Genomic DNA, 13,597 nt, shown 5'->3' with positions numbered 1-13,597 from the left:
GGTGTTTTACCATGACTAACCTGTCTGTAGCAGCATTGAAGGAGCCTGATCAAGCCTCACGCGTCTACGTCGCCTCGTTCGAGAACCTCCGCATGACCGACGTCGAGTCGGTCGGCGGCAAGAACGCTTCGCTGGGCGAGATGATCTCCCAGCTGGCCGGCGCCGGCGTGCGCGTGCCGGGCGGCTTCGCCACCACGGCCGATGCCTTCCGCGACTTCCTCGACCATAGCGAAGGCGGCCCATCGCTGGGCCAGCGCATCGCCACGCGCCTCGAAGGCCTCGACATCGACGACGTGCGTTCGCTCGCCGCCGCCGGCGCCGAGATCCGCCAGTGGATCGTCGACACCCCGTTCCAGCCGCGCCTGGAACAGGAAATCCGCACCTACTACGAGCGCCTGGTGGCTGATTCCGCTACCTCCGTCTCGTTCGCCGTGCGCTCTTCGGCGACCGCCGAAGACTTGCCGGATGCGTCCTTCGCGGGCCAGCAGGAGACCTTCCTGAACGTGGTCGGCATCGACAACGTGCTGGAAGCGATGAAGCACGTCTTCGCCTCGCTGTACAACGACCGCGCGATCTCCTATCGCGTGCACAAGGGCTTCACCCACGCCGAAGTCGCGCTGTCGGCCGGCGTGCAGCGCATGGTCCGTTCCGACACCGGCGCCGCCGGCGTGATGTTCACCATCGACACCGAATCGGGCTTCAAGGACGTGGTCTTCGTCACCTCGAGCTATGGCCTGGGCGAGACCGTGGTGCAGGGCGCCGTGAACCCGGACGAGTTCTACGTCCACAAGCCGATGCTGGCCCAGGGCAAGCTGCCGGTCATCCGCCGCAACATCGGCTCGAAGCTGATCAAGATGGAGTTCACCAACGAGGCCAAGGCCGGCCGCTCGGTGCGCACCGTCGACGTGCCGATCGAGATGCGCAACCGCTATTCGCTGACCGACGCCGAGGTGGTCGAGCTGGCAAAGTACGCCGTCATCATCGAGAACCACTACGGCCGTCCGATGGACATCGAGTGGGGCAAGGACGGCCGCGACGGCAAGCTGTACATCCTGCAGGCGCGCCCGGAAACCGTGAAGTCGCAGCAGAAAGCCACCGATTCGCAGCAGCGCTTCAGCCTGAAGGGCTCGGGCACCGTGCTGACCTCCGGCCGTGCAATCGGCCAGAAGATCGGCGCCGGTCCGGTGCGCGTGATCCACGACCCGAGCGAGATGGAACGCGTGCAGCCGGGCGACGTGCTGGTGGCCGACATGACCGACCCGAACTGGGAACCGGTGATGAAGCGCGCCTCGGCCATCGTCACCAACCGCGGCGGCCGTACCTGCCACGCGGCGATCATCGCCCGCGAGCTGGGCGTGCCGGCGGTGGTCGGCTGCGGCGACGCCACCGACGTGCTGAAGGACGGCACCTTCGTCACGGTCTCCTGCGCCGAAGGCGACGAGGGCAAGATCTACGACGGCCTGCTGGAAACCGAGATCACCGAAGTCTCGCGCGGCGAACTGCCGCCGATCCCGACCAAGATCATGCTCAACGTCGGCAACCCGCAGCTGGCCTTCGACTTCCAGTCGGTGCCGAACAACGGCGTCGGCCTGGCGCGCCTCGAGTTCATCATCAACAACAACATCGGCGTGCACCCGAAGGCCATCCTCGAGTACCCGAACATCGATACCGACCTCAAAAAGGCGGTCGAGTCGGTGGCCCGCGGCCATGCATCGCCGCGTGCCTTCTACGTCGACAAGCTGGCCGAAGGCGTGGCCACCATCGCCGCGGCCTTCTGGCCCAAGCCGGTGATCGTGCGCCTATCCGACTTCAAGTCGAACGAGTACAAGAAGCTGATCGGCGGTTCGCGCTACGAGCCGGACGAAGAAAACCCGATGCTGGGCTTCCGCGGCGCCGCGCGCTACCTGGCCGAAGACTTCGCAGAAAGCTTCGAGATGGAATGCCTGGCCATGAAGCGCGTGCGCGACGACATGGGCCTGACCAACGTCGAGCTGATGATCCCCTTCGTGCGTACCCTGGGCCAGGCCGAGAAGGTCATCGACCTGCTGGCGAAGTACGGCCTGAAGCGCGGCGAGAACGGCCTGCGCGTCATCATGATGTGCGAAGTGCCGTCCAATGCGATCCTGGCCGAGCAGTTCCTGCAGTACTTCGACGGCTTCTCGATCGGCTCGAACGACCTGACCCAGCTGACCCTGGGCCTGGACCGCGACTCGGGCATGGAGCTGCTGGCCAAGGACTTCGACGAGCGCGATCCGGCCGTGAAAGCCATGCTGTCGCTGGCGATCAAGGCTTGCCGCGCGCAGGGCAAGTACATCGGCATCTGCGGCCAGGGTCCTTCGGACCACCCGGACTTCGCCGAATGGCTGGTGGGCGAGGGCATCGAGTCGATGTCGCTGAATCCTGATTCGGTGATCGAGACCTGGCAAAAGCTGGCTTCCAAGTGATCGCCTATGCGCCTGCGATAAACGTCAACCAGGGAGCTTTTATTCCTGTATAGACCTGCTACACTGGCATCGATAACTCTTTGCCAGAAAGCACACAATCAGCAAGCGCATCGACATTGTTGAACCCTCGCCGCCTGTCGCAGGCCGCGGGGGTTTTTTATTGTTTTGAACCGTCGAAAGGAGACAAGTCCATGACTGACTGGATGAGCTGGCTGGTAGCTGCCGGCGTCCTCGTGATCGCCGAGCTGTTCACCGGCACCTTCTACCTGTTGATGATTGCGATCGGCCTTGGCTTCGGCGCGCTCGCCGCCTGGAGCGGTGCCAGCGGACCGACGCAGACCCTGGTCGCCGCCGCGGTCGGCCTGGCCGCCACCGCGATCCTGCACCGCAGCCGCTTCGGCCGGCCCGCGCGTGCCGAGGCCACCCGCGACCGCAACGTCAACCTCGACATCGGCCAGCGTGTCGCCGTCGACGCCTGGCGCGACGGCCGCGCCCGCGTGATGTACCGCGGCGCCTTGTGGGACGTGGAACTCGGCCCCGGCGCCCAGCCGGAAGCCGGCGACTTCCGGATTGTCGAAGTGCTCGGCAACCGCCTCATCGTTTCCAATTCATAAGATCAGCTAATAACTGACACTATATTTATAAGGGATGCTCATGGAATTCTCGTCTGGCATGGTCGCACTGGTATTCTTCGCCATTGCGCTGGTATTCATCTTCAAGACCATCAACGTCGTGCCCCAGCAGCACGCGCTCGTCGTCGAACGGCTCGGCAAGTTCCACGCCGTGCTGGGGCCCGGCCTCAACATCGTCGTGCCCTTCATCGACCGCGTCGCCTACAAGCACAGCCTCAAGGAGATCCCGCTCGACGTGCCGCCCCAGGTCTGCATCACGCGCGACAACACCCAGCTGCAGGTCGACGGCATCCTCTACTTCCAGGTGACCGACGCCATGCGCGCCTCCTACGGTTCCTCGAACTACATCCAGGCGATCACCCAGCTGGCCCAGACCACGCTGCGTTCAGTGATCGGCAAGATGGAGCTCGACAAGACCTTCGAGGAGCGCGACCACATCAACACCACCATCGTCAACGCGATCGACGAATCCGCCGCCAACTGGGGCGTCAAGGTGCTGCGCTACGAGATCAAGGACCTGACGCCGCCGGCCGAGATCCTCCACGCGATGCAGCGCCAGATCACCGCCGAGCGCGAAAAACGGGCATTAATTGCGGCGTCTGAAGGAAGACGCCAGGAGCAGATCAACATCGCCAGCGGCGAGCGCGAAGCCTCCATCGCCCGCTCGGAAGGCGAGCGCCAGGCTGCGATCAACCGCGCCCAGGGTGAGGCGAGCGCCATCGTGGCACTGGCCGATGCGAGTGCCGCCGCGCTGCGCCAGGTCGGCGCCGCGATCCGCGAACCGGGCGGCATGGATGCCGTCAACCTGCGCGTGGCCGAGCACTACGTGGACGCCTTCGGCAACCTGGCCAAGACGAATAATTCGCTGATCGTGCCGGCCAATATGGGCGACATGAGCAGCGTGATCGCCAGTGCGCTGCAGATCGTGAAGTCGCAAGAATGAACGGGGCGCGAAAGCCGCGTGTCGTCGTGATCACCGGGGCCTCGGACGGCATCGGCGCCGAGATGGCGCGCCAGCTGGCGGCGAAGGAGGGCGCCGGCGTCGCCCTGGTGCTGGCGGCGCGCAATGCGGCCCAGCTGGAGGCGGTCGCGGGCGAATGCGCCGCCCTCGGTGCCCAGACCATGACGGTGCCGACCGACGTGGCGGTGCAGATCCAGTGCCGCCGCCTGGTCGTCAGCGCCGCCGAGCGCTTCGGCCGCATCGATGTCCTGGTCAACAATGCGGGCCGTTCTGCACATGCGCTGTTCGAGGAAGTCGAAGACCTCGGCTGGTACGAGGAGCTGATGCGCGTGAACCTCTGGGGTGCCGTCTGGTGCACCCAGGCTGCGCTGCCGGCGCTCAAGGCCGCGCAGGGGAAAATCGTCGCGGTGTCCTCGCTGGCCGGTCTGGTCGGCGTGCCGGGCCGCACCGCCTACAGCGCAACCAAGTTCGCGATGACGGGCTTTTTCGAAGCGCTGCGTGCCGAGATGAAGGGATACGGGGTCAGCGTCACCACCGCTTATCCGGGCGTGGTGTCGACGCAGATCCGCTACCGCGGCTTCAATGCGCGGGGCGAGCCGATGGGCAGCAGCGCGCTGAACGAAGAGGGCGCCATGAGCGTGGAGGAGTGCGCCCGCCTGATCATCGCGGGGATGGACGGGCGCCGGCGGGAAGTGGTCATGACGGCCAAGGGCAAGCTGGGGCGCTTCCTGAAATTGCTGGCGCCGGGCCTGGTGGAGAAGATCGCGCTGGCGGCCCTCAAGCAGGATGTGCGGCCGCCGCAATAGCGGCCGCTTCCCTCATCAGAAGTCCACGGTGGCCGTCAGCACCACGCTGCGCGGGCCGCCCTGCACCAGGTAGCCAAAACCGGGGTAGCCGCCCGCCGACGCCCAGTAGTTCTTGTCGGTGACATTGTCGATGCGCGCGCGCAGCGTCAGGTCGCGGTCCATGAAGCGCATGAGGTAGTTGGCCCCGATGTCCAGGCGAGTCCACGACGGCAGCTGCTGGGTGTTCGCGTCGTCGGCATACTGCTTCGAGGTGGTCAGCACGCGCGCGTTCAGCGACAGGCCCTGCACGCCCGGCACGGTCCAGTCGGCGCCCATGTTCAGCTGGGTCTTCGGCACACCGATCACGTTCTTGCCGCTGCTTTCCTGTTCGGCGTCGAGCAGGGTCAGGCCACCCAGCAGGCGCAGGCCCTGGGCCGGCATGCCGAACACGTTCAGCTCCAGGCCGCGGTTGCGCTGCGCCCCGTAGATGCCGAAGCGATTGTCGACCACCGCGCCGCTCGGACGCGAGGTGCTGAACACGGCGGCGCTCATGCCCAGTTTGCCGCCGTCATACTTGACGCCCGCTTCCTTCTGGCGCGAGACGAAGGGTGCGAACACCTCGCCCTGGTTGATGATGTTGGCGCCGAACGCCACCGGACCCTTTTGCAGTGCTTCGGCGTAGTTGGCATACACCGACACGCCCTTGAGAGGCTTGACCACGATGCCGGCCACAGGCGTCAGCTCGCCTTTCTCGTAGGCCGCATTCGGCGCGCCGGTGCCGTAGTCATAGCCGAAATCCTTGATCTTCTGGTAGCGCGCACCGACCGTCACCAGCACGCGCTCGTCCATGAGGCCGATGGTGTCCGCGATGGCAATGCTCGACAGGATCGATTTCTGGGTCAGCAGCGGGCCGTTCATTTTCCCGCCGGTGAAAAAGCTGCTGGACGGCGCCGCCACGTCGACCGGGCGATAGAGGTTCGACGGGAAGCCCGTGAAGTCGCTCATGGCATAGGCGTTCTTCGACTCCGCATGGAAGCTCGAGGCCGAGGCGCTCAGCTTGTGCGACACCGTGCCGGTCTTCAGCTCGGTGCGCACCCCGACTTCGCCGGTGCGCACGTCGTCCTCGCGCACGTTGTCGAAGCGCGTCATGGTCGTGGTGCCGTTCAGGGCGGTCACGGTCGGCGAAGAGATGATGTTGAACTCGTCCCCCTTGCGCAGGCCCAGTGCCGCCCAGGCGGTCGCACCGCCCGGCAGGTCCGCTTCGGCGCGCAGGGTGCCGAAGGTGTCGCGCTCGCCCGAGAAGGTCCAGGGCTGGGCGTAGTTGCTGTCGCTGTCGGGCGCAGCCAGGATCGGCAGCGTGCCGCCCACGGTCACGCTCGGGCGGGCGCCGCGCAGTTGATGGTCCTGGTGGCCGAGGTCGGCCTAGAGGCGGTAGCCGCGGCCGCGGTAGTCCATGCCGATCGCGTAGACGCTCAGTTCGCGGTTTTCGCGGTCCACCGCGGTGTCGCCGTCGCGGCGTACCGCGTTCACGCGTACGCCGAAGCGGCCTTCCTCGCCGAAGCGGCGCGAGACGTCCGTCGCCAGGTAGGCTTGTCCGCCGGTCTCGACGCCTGCGGTCACCTGCGTGAGCGGCGCATTGGTCGCGCGCTTGGGCAGCAGGTTGATGGAACCGCCGATGCCGCCGCCGCCCGGAGGGGCGCCGTTCACGAAACTGTTCGCGCCGCGCAGCACTTCGACGCGCTCGAGCAGTTCCGAGGCCACGAACTGGCGCGGCAGCAGACCATACAGGCCGTTGTACGCCATGTCGTCCGAATAGACCGGGAAGCCGCGGATCATGTACAGCTCCTGGTAATTGCCGAAGCCGCGAGCCGAGCGCACCGCCGCGTCGTTCTGCACCACGTCGCCGACGCTGCGCGCCTGCTGGTCCTGGATCAGGCCCAGGGTGTAGTTGGTGGTATTGAAGGGCGCATCCATGATGTCCACGTTGCCCAGCAGGCCGAGGCGGCCGCCGCGCGCGACCTGGCCGCCGGCGTAGGCGGAAGGCAGGCCCTGGGCCGAGGCGTCGGCGGAGGCGCTGACGACGACGGTCGCAACCGGTTCGGTGGAGCTGTCCTGGGCGTGGGCCGCAAATGCCGCGGCGGCGAGGGCGATGGGAGTCAGGCGAAGCAGAAGCATCAGAGTAAGTAGATTTCTTATTGAGAATGATTGTCATTCTATCCGCTTTGGCTTGCGCGTGTAAATGAGAACGATTATTATTTGCGGAACCTTACGATTGCTTCCCCCATGTCACCCGCATTCCTACGCCGCTGGAGCTGGATCCATCAATGGAGCAGCCTGGTCTGTACCGTCTTCATGCTGCTGCTCTGCCTGACCGGTCTGCCGCTGATCTACCACCATGAAATCGGTCACCTGCTCGGCACCGATGTCGAGGCGCCGGCCCTGCCTGCCGGGATGGAGAAGGCGCCGCGCGGCAACATCGACGCCGTTCTGGCCTCGGCCCGCGCCCTGTATCCGAACAAGATTGCGATGTACATGTCGCAGGAGATCGATGAACCGGCGATCTGGAACGTCACCCTGGGCGACCACCCGAACGACGAGCACTACAAGCCGATCGCCGTCGACGCCCGCACGACCAGGGTCATCACCGAACCGGCCTTCGAGGGCGGCGCCTTCATGTCCACCATGTTCCGCCTGCACGTGGACCTGTTCGCCGGCCTGTACGGCAAGCTCTTCCTCGGTTTGATGGGCCTGCTGCTGATCGTCGCCGTGGTCAGCGGAACGGTGTTGTACGCCCCCTTCATGCGCAAGCTCGATTTCGGCGCCGTGCGCCACGAGCGCAGCCGGGTCATCAAGTGGCTCGACCTGCACAACCTGCTCGGCATCGTCACCCTGGTCTGGGTGTTCGTGGTCGGCGCCACCGGCATGGTCAACACCTGGGCCGACCTGCTGCTCAAGTACTGGCAGAACAACGAACTCGCCGTGATGCTCAAGCCCTATGAAGGCCAGCCGAAAGTGGAGAAGATGGCCTCGATCCACGACGCCATCCTGCGCGCCGAGGCGGCGGAGCCAGGCATGAAGGTCGGCTTCGTGGCCTTCCCGGGCACGCCCTTCAGCAGCCCGCACCACTACGGCATCTTCATGCGCGGCGACGAGGCCTTCAGCTCGCGCCTGTACAAGCCGGTGCTGATCGACGCCGCCACCGGCGAGATCACCGACCGCCGCGAGCTGCCCTGGTACCTGACGGCGCTGCTGCTGTCGCAGCCGCTGCACTTCGGCGACTACGGCGGCCAGGCCATGAAGCTGCTGTGGGCACTGCTCGACATCGCCACCATCTTCATCCTGGGCAGCGGCCTCTATCTGTGGCTCAAACGCAGCCGCAAGACCAGGGCCGTGGCCGCGGCCAAACCGGCCGCCCAGGAATCACCAGCCCTCGTACGTTCCACGGAGACCCCATGATCCGCACCCGCACCCAGATCTGGGCCATGCCCATCCTGCTGGCCGTCCTCACCACCATCGGCCTGGTGGCGGCCCTGCTGGGCGACGGCGCCTGGGACCTGGTCTCGGCCGTGACGCTCGGCGCGCCGGTTGCCGTGGGCGCCTGGTTCAGCTTGCGGCGCGCACCGGCCGCACGCTAGGCTGTATACTTCGCCAACACGGCAGCCCGGTTGGCGGGCCATGCCGGGAACCAGCGAGAGAGCGCCTATGTTTGCAGCAGTGGACCTGGGGTCCAACAGCTTCCGGCTTCACATCGGCGAACCGGCGGGCGGGCGCATGCACATCGTGCGCACCGCGCGCGATCCGATCCGCCTGGCCGCGGGCCTGGACGCGGACAACATGCTGACCGAGGCCGCCATGCGCAGCGCGGTGCGGTCCCTGGAGGACTTCCGCGCCATCCTCGACGAATACACCCTCGATGCCGTGCGCGTGGTCGCCACCAACACCATGCGTGTGGCGCGCAACGCCGAGCTGTTGCTGCCGCGGCTCGAACAGGCCATCGGCCATCCCATCGAAGTCATCTCGGGCGAGGAAGAAGGGCGCCTGATCTACATGGGCGTGGCGCGCGCCATCGACAACCCGGGCGAGCGCCGCCTGGTGGTGGACATCGGCGGCGGCTCGACCGAAGTCATCGCCGCCATCGGTCCCGACATCAACCTGGTCGAATCCTTCGGCATCGGCACCCATCCGCAGACCGCCGCCTTCTTCGCGGACGGCCGCATCACCCCCCAAGGCTTCGACGCCGCCGTGACCGAGGCGCGCGCCCGTTTCGAGGACGCGGCCGACCTGTACAAGGCGCAGGGCTGGGACGCGGCCTACGGCTCCTCCGGCACCATGCGCGCCATCAATGAAGTCATCGGCAAGAACGGCGTCGGCGACGGCACGATGTCGCAGGCCAGCCTGCATGCGCTGCGCGACATCCTGCTGGAGCTGGGCCACGTCGATGCCTTCACACTGCCCGGTATCAAGAAGGAGCGGGTGCCGGTGATGGTGGGCGGCCTGACGGTCCTGATCGGCGTGATGCAGGAACTCGGCATCGACAGGCTCACGGCGATCAACGCCGGCCTGCGCCTGGGCGTGCTGTCCGACCTCGAGCTGCGCGCCAACCGGCGCGACCGCCGCGACGCCGCCATCCGCGCCTGCATGCGCCGCTTCGAGGTGGACAGCCAGCGCGCGCTGCGCACCGCGCACATCGCCTCCCGCCTGTACGAGCTGCTCGACCCGGTCGATGCCCAGCCCTACCTGTGCTGGAGCGCGATGCTGCACGAAGTCGGGTTGCAGATCTCGATGACGGGCGCCCACAAGCACGGCGCCTACATCGTCGAGAACGCCGACCTGCCGGGCTTCACCACCCGCGAGCAGCGCCTGATGGCCACCCTGCTGCTGGGGCAGAAGGGCAATCTGCGCAAGATCCGCGAGGCGCTGCTGGAGCTGGACGTGGCCAAGGCGGTACTGGCGCTGCGCATGGCCGTCGTGTTCATGCATGCCCGCGCCGACGAGGACCTGGCGGGCCTGAAGGTCCGCATGAAGGGGCGCATCGAGCTCGAGCTGCCGGCAGGCTTGCTGGAGAAGCACCCGACGCTGGGCCCGTGGCTGCAGAAGGAAGAGGGGGCCTGGAACGAGGTGGGTATTCCCTTCCAGGTCCGTAACTTTTGAACGTCGAACGCGCTACTGGGGCCTACGACTTCCGGCGAAGGCCCGAACCCAATCTCGTTAGCATCCCTGCGTTGTTCATTGCTACCGGTGACGCATGCAAACTTGGGCACCGGCCTTCGCCGGTGCGACGGTCTCACGGCTAACGAAGTACGGTCGCTGGAAGCTTAGCGCAGCTGCCCGATGAAATCCGGCCCCACGACCAGCTTGACGTAGGGCGCGCCGTCGCTGGCCTTGTGGGTGATCCAGAACACTCCGGCCTTGCGGATGCGCCAGTCCATCTTCTGCCCCGCCAGCACCAGCGAGGCCACCTCGCCCAGCAGCGGCTGGTGGCCGACGATCAGCGCCGGCTGGCGGTGGTCCGGCCAGCCGGCAGCCTCCAGGATCGCTTCCGCCGACGAATCGGTGGACAGCGCCTCGATCAATTTGTAGTTGCGGCCCAGGGCCTCGACCGTCTGGACGCAGCGCTTCGCCGGGCTGCTCAGCACCCGCACGTCGTCCGGCAACTGGCGGTGCAGCCAGGCGCCGACGCGCGCCGCGTGGCGCTTGCCTTTCGGGGTCAGGGCGCGCTTCAGGTCGAGCGCATGCTCGCCTTCGGCGACGTGGGGTTCAGCCTCGGCGTGGCGCCACAGGATCAGGTCCATGCTCGTTCTCCTTGTCTGGATGGGAGCCCGCGCCGAGCGTCTCCATGAGTTCTTGTTGTGCGCTGAGGGCCTTCTGGCTGCCGCGGGTTTTCTTGCGGCGGTAGTGGCCGTCGCTGCCCAGTTCCCAGGCGTTGACGTTGTCCTTCAGGTAGGGATGCAGGCCTTCGCGCAGCACGCGGCGCTTGAGCGCGGGCGAACGTATCGGGAAGGCCACTTCGACGCGGCGGAACAGGTTACGGTTCATCCAGTCCGCACTCGAGAGGTAGATGTCGTGCTTCAGGTCGTTGCGGAAGTAGAAGATGCGTGTATGTTCGAGGAAGCGGCCGACGATCGAGCGCACCTTGATGTTCTCGCTCAGGCCGGGCACGCCGGGGCGCAGCGAGCAGGCGCCGCGCACGATCAGGTCGATGCGCACGCCCGCTTCCGAGGCCTCGTACAAGGCCTTGATCACCGATTCGTCGGTGAGGGAATTCATCTTCGCGATGATGCGCGCCGGCCGTTTGGCGCGCGCGATCGCCGCCTCGTCCTTGATGGCCCGCACGATCTCCTTCTGCAGCGAGAAGGGCGCCAGCCACAGGCTGGTGAGCTGTTTCGGGCGGGTCAGGCTGGTGAGGTGGATGAAGACCTCGTTGACGTCGGCGGTGATCTCGTCGTCGCTGGTGAGCAGCCCGAAGTCGGTGTAGAACTTGGCCGTGGTCGAGTTGTAGTTGCCGGTGCCGAGGTGGGCATAGCGGCGCAGGCCGTTCTCTTCGCGGCGCAGCACCAGCGCCAGTTTCGCGTGGGTCTTGAGGCCGACCACGCCGTAGACCACCTGGGCGCCGGCCTGCTCGAGGCGCTCGGCCCAGTTGATATTCGCTTCCTCGTCGAAGCGCGCCATCAGTTCGACGATGACGGTGACTTCCTTGCCGCGCCGGGCGGCGCCGATCAGGGCCTCCATCAGGTCGGAGTTCATGCCGGCGCGGTAGATCGTCTGCTTGATCGCCGCCACGCAGGGGTCGACGGCTGCCGCCTGGATGAAGTCGATCACCGGCTGGAAGGATTCGAAGGGATGGTGCAGCAGCACGTCCTGCTTGCGCAGGGCGGCGAAGATGTCGGGGTCCAGCAGCTTGGGCGGGAAGCCCGGCACGAAGGGAGTGAACTTGAGCGCCGACCTGTCGTTGGTGTTGACGACTTCCAGCATGCGCCCCAGGTTGACGGGGCCGTCGACCGAGAACAGCCGCGAACGGTCGATCTGGAACTGGTCCAGCAAAAAATTGGCGAGGTGGGGCGGGCAGGCATGGCCCACTTCGAGGCGCACCGCGAAGCCGTAGTTGCGGCTGTGGAGTTCGCTCTGCAGGGCCTGGCGCAGGTTCTTGACCTCGTCCTCGTCCACCCACAGGTCGCTGTTGCGGGTGACCCGGAACTGCGAGTAGGACAGCACTTCGCGGCCGGTGAACAGGTCGGCCAGGTGGGCCTGGATCACCGAGGACAGCAGGCAGTAGGAGGCGCCTTTCTTGTCCGAGAGTTCGTCCGGCAGCCGGATCACGCGCGGCAGCACGCGCGGCGCCTTCATGATGGCGATGCCGGTGCCGCGCCCGAAGGCGTCCTTGCCGGCCAGTTCGACGATGAAGTTCAGGCTCTTGTTGACCACCCGCGGGAAGGGGTGGGCCGGATCGAGGCCGATCGGCGTCAGCAGCGGGCGGACTTCCTTGTCGAAGAAGGCCTTGACCCAGGCGCGCTGCGCCGCATTGCGCTCGCTCCGGCGCAGCATGTGGATGCCGTTCTCGGACAGGCGCGGCAGGATATCGGTGTTGAACAGCTTGTACTGGCGCTCGATCAGGCGGCGGCATTCGGCGCTGGCGCGCTCCAGGGTGGTGGCCAGCGCGTGCGGGATGCCGTTGTGGCCGGCCTCCATCTGGTGCTGGGCCAGCAGGCTGGCCACGCGTACCTCGAAGAATTCGTCGAGATTGCCCGAGACGATGGTCAGGAAGCGCAGCCGCTCGAGCAGCGGAACGGACTGATCCTCGGCCTGGGCCAGCACGCGCCGGTTGAACTCGAGCAGCGACAGCTCGCGGTTCAGAAAGGCGCCGCCTTCGGGCATGCTCCTGGCCTCGGGATCCAGGGCCTTATGTTTCATATCCATGTTCTGCGTCGTAGTGTCGGCGCAGGCAGTGTAGTTGGCGAATATGACAATGTGGTTACACGCGGGGGCAGCGGTTGACTTTTAAGCATGGCTAAAGCTTGACCGCGTATAAAGTTCTCATCGTTATCATAACAAGTGGAGAGCTGCCAGATGAAAGCGTTCGTGCGCGCCAACAAGGGTTTCCTGATGTTCATGCTTTTGTTCGGCGTCTTCCGCACCGCGGTGGCCGACTGGAACCCGATTCCCTCGGGTTCGATGCGGCCCAACCTGCTGGAAGGCGACGTGGTCTTCGTTAACCGCCTGGCCTACAACGTCAAGGTCCCGCTGACCGACGTGGTCATCGCGCGCACCGGCGAGCCGCAGCGCGGCGACGTCGTCACCTTCGCCTCGCCGCAGGACGGAACCCGCCTGATCAAGCGCGTGCTGGCCCTGCCGGGCGACCGCGTCGAGATGCGCAGCGAGCGCCTGGTGATCAACGGCGTCGAGTCGCAGTATTCGGTGCAGGAGCTGGTGCAGGAATCGACGCCGCAGGGCAGCATGGAAGCGCTGCGCATGGACGAAGTGGTGGATGGCCGCCGCCACCGCATCCAGGTGCTCCCCCAGCGCCTGGTGGTGCGCGACTTCGGGCCGGTGACGGTGCCGCAGGACGCCTACCTGATGTTGGGCGACAACCGCGACGACAGCGCCGATTCGCGCTACATCGGCTTCGTACCGCGCCACCTCCTGATCGGACGCGCCGAGCGCATCCTGGTCTCGGCCGACTACCAGGGCAACTGGATGCCGCGCACGGAACGCTTCGGGATGTCGCTGCGCTGAACGTCCGCCATGTGGAGGGGGCGTCAAAATTGTTTCTGTGAAATC

General features: G+C 66.2%; 10 protein-coding genes and 1 pseudogene. 8 read left to right on the top strand and 3 right to left on the bottom strand.

The annotated features are described in order from the left end of the window. Window positions 1-92 precede the first annotated feature (92 nt). The 4 genes from ppsA to AC56LK_RS04325 all read left to right on the top strand — a co-directional run bounded on the left by ppsA (window position 93) and on the right by AC56LK_RS04325 (window position 4,843). Window positions 93-2,444: a phosphoenolpyruvate synthase gene (ppsA, locus tag AC56LK_RS04340; protein WP_497183518.1), complete on the top strand. Its 2,352-nt coding sequence runs from the start codon at window positions 93-95 to the stop codon at window positions 2,442-2,444. Window positions 2,445-2,635: 191 nt separating this feature from the next. Beyond that, the gene (locus AC56LK_RS04335; protein WP_497183337.1) at window positions 2,636-3,058 is read left to right on the top strand and encodes an NfeD family protein; all 423 of its coding nucleotides are present in this window, start codon (window positions 2,636-2,638) and stop codon (window positions 3,056-3,058) included. A gap of 40 nt (window positions 3,059-3,098) precedes the next feature. Further along, entirely contained in the window at window positions 3,099-4,019 is a 921-nt protein-coding gene (locus AC56LK_RS04330) for an SPFH domain-containing protein (RefSeq protein WP_497183336.1), read from the top strand. Further along, window positions 4,016-4,843 carry an SDR family oxidoreductase gene (locus tag AC56LK_RS04325; protein ID WP_497183335.1) on the top strand — a complete coding sequence of 276 codons (828 nt, stop codon included), beginning with the start codon at window positions 4,016-4,018 and terminating at the stop codon, window positions 4,841-4,843. Before AC56LK_RS04330 ends, AC56LK_RS04325 begins: the two co-directional genes overlap by 4 nt. 15 nt (window positions 4,844-4,858) lie before the next feature. On the opposite strand, the pseudogene AC56LK_RS04320 reads toward AC56LK_RS04325, so the two are convergent. After that, a pseudogene (locus AC56LK_RS04320) lies at window positions 4,859-6,997 on the bottom strand (TonB-dependent receptor). Between the two features lie 108 nt (window positions 6,998-7,105). Here AC56LK_RS04320 and AC56LK_RS04315 point away from each other — a divergent pair. The 3 genes from AC56LK_RS04315 to AC56LK_RS04305 all read left to right on the top strand — a co-directional run bounded on the left by AC56LK_RS04315 (window position 7,106) and on the right by AC56LK_RS04305 (window position 9,973). Then, window positions 7,106-8,278 (top strand): PepSY-associated TM helix domain-containing protein, encoded by a 1,173-nt coding sequence (locus AC56LK_RS04315; RefSeq protein WP_497183334.1) that lies wholly within the window; start codon window positions 7,106-7,108, stop codon window positions 8,276-8,278. Further along, window positions 8,275-8,457, top strand: a complete 183-nt coding sequence (locus AC56LK_RS04310) for a hypothetical protein (protein WP_497183333.1) — start codon at window positions 8,275-8,277, stop codon at window positions 8,455-8,457. The genes AC56LK_RS04315 and AC56LK_RS04310 overlap by 4 nt, the downstream gene beginning before the upstream one ends. 67 nt (window positions 8,458-8,524) lie before the next feature. Continuing rightward, a complete protein-coding gene (locus AC56LK_RS04305; protein ID WP_497183332.1) occupies window positions 8,525-9,973 on the top strand; it encodes a Ppx/GppA phosphatase family protein in 1,449 nt (482 codons plus the stop codon). A 164-nt stretch (window positions 9,974-10,137) separates the two neighbouring features. On the opposite strand, the gene AC56LK_RS04300 is transcribed toward AC56LK_RS04305, so the two are convergent. Beyond that, window positions 10,138-10,614: a SixA phosphatase family protein gene (locus AC56LK_RS04300; protein ID WP_497183331.1), complete on the bottom strand. Its 477-nt coding sequence runs from the start codon at window positions 10,612-10,614 to the stop codon at window positions 10,138-10,140. After that, entirely contained in the window at window positions 10,580-12,736 is a 2,157-nt protein-coding gene (ppk1, locus tag AC56LK_RS04295) for a polyphosphate kinase 1 (RefSeq protein WP_497183330.1), read from the bottom strand. The genes AC56LK_RS04300 and ppk1 overlap by 35 nt, the downstream gene beginning before the upstream one ends. Window positions 12,737-12,886: 150 nt before the next feature. Here ppk1 and lepB point away from each other — a divergent pair, with 150 nt between their 5' ends. Continuing rightward, window positions 12,887-13,552, top strand: coding sequence for a signal peptidase I (gene lepB / locus AC56LK_RS04290; protein WP_497183329.1), 666 nt, complete (start codon window positions 12,887-12,889; stop codon window positions 13,550-13,552). Window positions 13,553-13,597: the final 45 nt, after the last annotated feature.

The organism is Telluria sp. ZB4P36, assembly GCF_059685865.1.
This window is presented reverse-complemented; position numbering and strand designations above follow the sequence as displayed.